The following is a 6207-nucleotide window of genomic DNA, read 5'->3' as shown; positions in this document are numbered from 1 at the left end:
GTGTTTTTACATTCCGGCAATCGCCAGAGGCTCTTGCGTTCATTCGGCAAAACGCAAAATGATTTGCGTTTTGAGATCCCGAATTCACCCCTGTACAAATCCCTTTGGGACCAGCTAAAGCTGTCCAAAAACGCTCCGGGTGTTTTTGTGTTTTTACATTCCTGTACAAATCCCTGTGGGACCAGCTAAAGCTGTCCAAAAACGCTCCGGGCGTTTTTGTGTTTTTACATTCCGGCAATCGCCAGAGGCTCTTGCGTTCATTCGGCAAAACGCCAAATGATTTGCGTTTTGAGATCCCGAATTCACCCCTGAAAAAATCCCTTTGGACCAGCTACTCTGTCTTTTGCAATCCTTATTACGCGCTCCTGGGGATCCGGTTTAGCTTCTTAGTGCATGAACTTATCCGCTTTTACCGGCTTCTGCTAACTTTGATAAAACCCTTTTGGCGGTGAGCAACATGAGCAAATCTCAACTTTTATATCAGCAAAAACTGCTCGAATTTATTGACGTGAGTCATGACGGCTACGCTATTTTGGCTGCTGATGATCGGCTGCTCGGTTGTAACCAGGCTTTTTGTGACATTTTTTATCAGGATCACAAAACCATGTTGGGCATTTTATTTGATGATCTGATGCGCAAATCTTTTGTTGAGCGCAAAGGTATTCGTATTGATGCCGATGATATTGAGCAGTGGTTAACTCAAGCCCATCAACGCCGCCGGCAAAATCCATTTCGGTTGTTTGAAGTTGATTTGTGGGACAACCGTTGGTTTTTGTTTTCTGAGCAGGTGTTGTCAACAGGAGAGATGTTGATCCAGGCCAAAGAGATCACCAAACAAAAAGTACTGGAGCATCAACTCAGCTCAAAAGTCGCCACTTTAAGCGAGCTGGCGCTGACCGACGAGTTAACCAAAGTGGCAAACCGGCGTTGTTTTGTTGAGTCGGCCACAGCGGAATTGTCGCGTTGTCAGCGTTTGCAATTACCTTGCGCCCTTTTTGTGCTGGATTTGGATTTTTTTAAATCGGTGAATGACGTATTTGGCCATCAGGCAGGTGATGAAGTGTTAAAAGCGGCGGCCCACAGGATCAAAAAAGCATTGCGGGAATATGATATTTTTGGCCGAATTGGCGGCGAGGAATTTGCGGTTTTTTTATCGGAAACACCACAAGGGATGGCTTTGCAGGTGGCGGAACGGATCCGTGCTTTGTTGGCAAATTTTCCAATCAAAGCAGGTCCAACCGAACTTTGTGTCACAATGTCGATTGGTATTGCACTTTGCCACGGCAACAGCAGCTTTGAAGATTTGTATACTCAGGCTGATGCGGCGTTGTATCAGGCCAAACGTAATGGCCGTAACAGAGCTGAGCTCTATCCGCAACAAACAGAGGCCACAACAGAGCAAGGGCAGGGTACAACATAACTGTCCTCTGCTGAGCAATCCATTTGCTGCTTTCTATCGTATAAAACTCATATCGATTTGGGCGCACCTCGTCGGGAATGGAGCCGGAAGCTGCCTGTTCCGCTGATCAAACTTAATCGATTGATGCTGATGTCACAGTTTTGCTGATGATGCCTGCCAGTGGGGATTGCTGGTTTGGCACCATAAAAACTGTATTGCTAACTACAAAATAAGGTCCGCTCTATGAAGATAATTAATCGTTTATATGCAGGTTTTGCCATTTTACTGGTCATTATGCTCGGCATTACCCTGTTTGGTTTAGTCAAAATCAGTATTGCTGATGACAACCTGACCCAGCTGTCAGAACAAACCGCAGTGGAACAACGTCAGGCTATTAACTTTCGCGGTAGCGTGCATGACAGAGCCATTTCGATCCGCGATGCGGTTTTGGTGGCCGACAAAATGAAGTCTGAGCAACATCAGCAAGATATCAAAAGATTAAATGATTTTTACCAGCAAGCTGCTGCCACCCTCGACAGCATGTATGGCAAGGTGAAACACAGTAATGAAGAAGTGGCTTATTTGCAGGCCATTAAAGAGATTGAAACTTCCACATTAAAACTCACCGCCACTTTGCTCGATATGGTCAATAACGAACAACAGCAGCAAGCCAGCGAGTATCTGCAAAATACAGTGTCACCTGCTTACACCGAATGGTTAAAGCGCATTAACCAGCTGATTGATTATCAGGAGCGCTCCATTCAGCGTGAGGTCTCAGCTGCGCGTGAGCAAACCAACAGCTTTTCCAAAGTGATGATTCTTGTGACACTCATCGCGCTTGGTATTGGTAGTTTTGTGGCGATCCGCTCAGTACAAAGTTTAAAAAACATTATTGGTGGTGAGCCGGAGTATGCCGCTTTTGTCATCAACCAGATTGCCTCGGGCGATTTAACAGTGGATGTGGCGGCAAGCTCCCACAATAGTATTTTAAGCGCTGTGAAAGACTTAACTTCACATTTGACCGGCATCACCCAAAATTCGATGCAGGCGGCAAACGCTTTATTGTCAGCGTCAAAAAATTTATTAGAAACTGCCCGTCAGAACGAAGATTTAATTGGCCATCAGAAAATGGCAACTGAACAAGGGGCGACCGCCATTAATCAGATGTCTTCAACTGTGACTGAAGTGGCGCATCACACCAGTGAAGCAGCAGGCTTGGCGCAAACTGCTATTGATGAATTTAATGCCGGCCAGCGTGAAGTGCACAAAACCCAGTCCAGCATTAATGCGCTGGCGGCCAAAGTGGGTGAAGCTGCCGAGGTAATAGACCATTTATCACAAGACAGCCGTCAGATTGGCTCTGTACTGGAAGTGATCCAGGGGATTGCCGAGCAGACCAACCTGCTGGCGCTGAATGCCGCTATTGAAGCGGCGCGGGCAGGTGAGCAGGGCCGCGGTTTTGCCGTGGTGGCCGACGAAGTACGTAATTTGGCCAGAAGAACCCAGGAGTCGACCCGGCAAATTCAACAAGTGATTGAAAAAATGCAAAGCAGTTCAGTCAAAGCTGTGGCTGTGATGAATGAAGGCCAGGCCCAGGCCAATCTGAGTGTGGAGCAGGCGCAGTGTGCCGGTGATTCGTTAAATGCCATTAATATTTCGGTGATAAAAATTAGTGATATGAACACCCAAATTGCGACAGCGGCGGAAGAACAATCTGTGGTGGCGTCGGAAATTAACCGTAACTTTGGCCAGATCACCAGCTCAGCACTACAAGCTGAGCAGGAAGCGGCGAAAATTACCACCGCCAGTCAGCAGCTGGAACAGCTGGCCCGCACCCTGGAACAAAACGTCAAACAGTTTAAAACCAAAGACTAAGCTTGCGCTTCTGATCCTGGCGACTGGTGGTAAAACTGATGGTAAAAAAAGGAAGGTTGTTACCTTCCTTTTTATGGTTGGTTGTTCATGGCGACAACTCAGCTGCTACAACTCAGGCGCTTTGGAGCAAACACCACAACTTTAGTATCTCAATTTAAGTACCACAGAAAGTCCGGTAATGCGGCCCGCCTGCAGGCGGCGCTTTTGCAAATATCGCATTGCTGGCTGTGGCGCTGAACGGGCTTTTCAGTGCTTTGGCAAACTGCTGAAATAAGCTCAGATCATCCTGCTGTACGACCTGGGTGATGATCTGTTCTATCTGATGGTTGCGTGGAATAAAAAACGGATTCTGGCTGTGCATCTGCGCCTGCAGCGCACTTAGATCCCGGTTGGGGTTGTCTTGTTGCAGCTGCTGTAACCAGCGCTGGTGCCACTGTAAATATGGCGCTGTATTGCTTATCGCAGCGGCTGGCCCTTCAGGTGATAGCGCACCAATCAGGCTATCACTGAGCTGTCGGAAGGTCAGGGTAAAATCAAGCTGCTCCTGAGCCATAAAATCCAATAGCTCCTGCACCAATACGACATTCGCAGCGTTTGGGGTTAAGGCCAGTTTGGCGCAAAAACGTTGTTGCCACTGTTGTTGATACAGGGCCGGGAATTCGTTGAGTACTTCGGTGGCCACGGCTATAGCTGAGGGCTCGTCGGGAGCAAGCAATGGCAGCAAGGCTTCGGCCAGTCTGGCCAGGTTCCACTGGGTGATGGCTGGCTGGTTTTTATAAGCATAACGGCCCTGATGGTCAATAGAGCTAAACACCGTATGGGGGTCATAACTATCGATAAAAGCGCAGGGCCCATAATCGATGGTTTCGCCACTGATGGTCATATTGTCGGTGTTCATCACGCCATGCACAAAACCCAGGCTCATCCAGTGTGCCACCAGTTTGGCCTGCGCCTGACAGACAGCACGCAGCAGTGCCAGATAAGGCTCGGCCTGGTGTTGTAACTGTGGGTAATGCCTGTGAATAACATAATCGGCCAGTTGTTTTAGCGCCGGTACGTCCTGCAGCATGGCCACATACTGAAAAGTGCCAATGCGGATATGGCTGGCGGCAACCCGGGTCAAAATGCCGCCCGGCAGCCGCTGATCCCGGTAGACCGGCTCGCCGGTATAAACAGCAGCCAAAGCTCTGCTGCTGGGAACACCCAGTGCATGCATAGCTTCACTCACCAGATATTCCCTGACCACTGGCCCCAACGCAGAACGGCCATCACCGCGGCGTGAATAAGGGGTTGGGCCGGCACCTTTTAGCTGAATGTCACGTTTTTGGTTTTGCTGATCAATAATTTCTGCCAGCAATAAAGCCCGGCCATCACCAAGACGCGGGGACAACTGGCCAAACTGATGACCACTGTAAGCTTGCGCCAGTGGTTTACTCCAGGGGGCTTGCTGATTACCGCTGAAGATAGCAAGGCCTTGGTCTGTTTCACAAAGTGCTGCGTCCAGCCCAAGCTCAGCGGCCAGCTCATGGTTAAAAGCCAGCCACCTGGGGGCTGCCACGGGCGTGGCTGCACAAAGGCTGTAAAATTCAGCAGGGAGGGTGCTGTAGCTATGTTCGATTTGCATGGATCTCACTGCTTTTGCAAAAGTGGTGCTCTGACATCAGAACATTTGAATGCTGCGATTGTAGCAATATTGCGCCAGGCGCAGCCAGCATAACTGCCGCCAGCACAGTAGTGGCCTGACAGCGCGCTTTGGTCAACAGAGCCAGGTCTAACAACACCAGGCTTAAGGGTGAGGCGCAATAAATTGATCACCTAATAAGCCCGCGCCCAAATGACCCACTTTGACGTAAATCAGCGCACCTTCAGCACCGGTAAAAGGCTGATGCTGACTGTATCTTGGGTTTCTAAGCCAGCTCATGGCCGGATATTGCCCCAGCTCATCACAAAACAGCCCTTCGAGTACCAGAATTTCTTCACCACCCGGGTGTATATGAGGGTGAAAACGGGTATGTGGCGCAAAACGAACCAATGCGGTACTGACACCATCAAACTCATGCAGTGGTAGCACTGTTAAGCCAGGCGCTATGCCCGGCACAAAATGGCTATGCTGGCTTGGCAGCACCAGCTGCGCCTTGTCAGCTGGTGAAAACTGCCAGAGTTTCACCAGCAGCAGACAACCCTTTTCAGAAAAAGGCGTGTGGCTGCTGCCGGGCGGGTTTCGAAGGTAAGTGCCGGGGGGATAATCACCATGTTCATCACTGAACACACCTTCAAGCACCAGAATTTCTTCACCGCCGTCGTGTCGATGAGCATGGTAACCACAGCCTGGAGCATACCGCACCAGGCTGGTAGCGCGCGCCACTTCGCCGCCCGCTCTGTCCAGCATCAGCCGGCTGACCCCCGGCATCGGTGAGTCCTGCCATTGTTGCTGATGCGGCAGCACTACCACCCGTTTTGTAAAGTCACTGTTCAGCTGCATCAGCGCAGTTATCCAAAATGACTGAACGCAATTTTATTGCCGTCTGTGTCCCGGACATAAGCCCCATAAAACTTGCCCGGAATACGTTGGCCAGGAGCGCCGTCACAGCTGGCACCCAGTGCAATGGCTTTATGATACAGGGCGTCAACCAGCTCTTTGCTGCCCGGGCTGATAGCCACCATAGTGCCGTTGCCTGGAGCGGCCGGCTCTTTGTTAAAAGGAATACAAATGGCCAGCATCGGCTTGGCCAGGCTTTGACCAAAAAAGATGATCCTGTCCATTTCCAGCAAAGGTTTGGCATCCAGCTCTGATAATAAAGATGCATAAAACTCGCGGGCGCTGGCTAAATCGCTGACTCCAAAAGTTACATAACTCAGCATAAAAAACTCCTGTGGTTATTAAAAACAGCACCGGCAGCAGTGGCCGGTGTTTGTTGTGGACATTGCCTGTC

General features: G+C 49.9%; 6 protein-coding genes. 3 read left to right on the top strand and 3 right to left on the bottom strand.

The genetic code is table 11. The features are described from left to right. The 3 genes from V7P87_RS10970 to V7P87_RS10960 form a co-directional block, all read left to right on the top strand. A partial coding sequence (locus tag V7P87_RS10970; protein WP_333797469.1) for a hypothetical protein occupies nt 1-189 on the top strand: 189 nt, incomplete at its 5' end. Nucleotides 190-457: 268 nt separating this feature from the next. Beyond that, on the top strand, nt 458-1420 hold the full coding sequence (locus tag V7P87_RS10965) for a GGDEF domain-containing protein (RefSeq protein WP_333797468.1): 963 nt from the start codon (nt 458-460) through the stop codon (nt 1418-1420). Between the two features lie 222 nt (nt 1421-1642). Continuing rightward, nucleotides 1643-3274 carry a methyl-accepting chemotaxis protein gene (locus tag V7P87_RS10960; RefSeq protein ID WP_333797467.1) on the top strand — a complete coding sequence of 544 codons (1632 nt, stop codon included), beginning with the start codon at nt 1643-1645 and terminating at the stop codon, nt 3272-3274. 154 nt (nt 3275-3428) lie between these two features. On the opposite strand, the gene V7P87_RS10955 is transcribed toward V7P87_RS10960, so the two are convergent. From V7P87_RS10955 to V7P87_RS10945, 3 genes are all read right to left on the bottom strand, one after another. Beyond that, nucleotides 3429-4898: a protein adenylyltransferase SelO gene (locus V7P87_RS10955; protein ID WP_333797466.1), complete on the bottom strand. Its 1470-nt coding sequence runs from the start codon at nt 4896-4898 to the stop codon at nt 3429-3431. Nucleotides 4899-5060: 162 nt separating this feature from the next. Continuing rightward, a complete protein-coding gene (locus V7P87_RS10950; RefSeq protein ID WP_333797465.1) occupies nt 5061-5756 on the bottom strand; it encodes a cupin domain-containing protein in 696 nt (231 codons plus the stop codon). 8 nt (nt 5757-5764) lie between these two features. Next, the gene (locus V7P87_RS10945) at nt 5765-6136 is read right to left on the bottom strand and encodes a VOC family protein (RefSeq protein ID WP_333797464.1); all 372 of its coding nucleotides are present in this window, start codon (nt 6134-6136) and stop codon (nt 5765-5767) included. Nucleotides 6137-6207: the final 71 nt, after the last annotated feature.

The sequence above is a fragment of the Rheinheimera sp. genome (assembly GCF_036782235.1).
GTDB lineage: Bacteria > Pseudomonadota > Gammaproteobacteria > Enterobacterales > Alteromonadaceae > Pararheinheimera.
The sequence above is the reverse complement of the archived record's forward strand: the minus strand, read 5'-3'. Positions and strand labels throughout refer to the sequence as shown.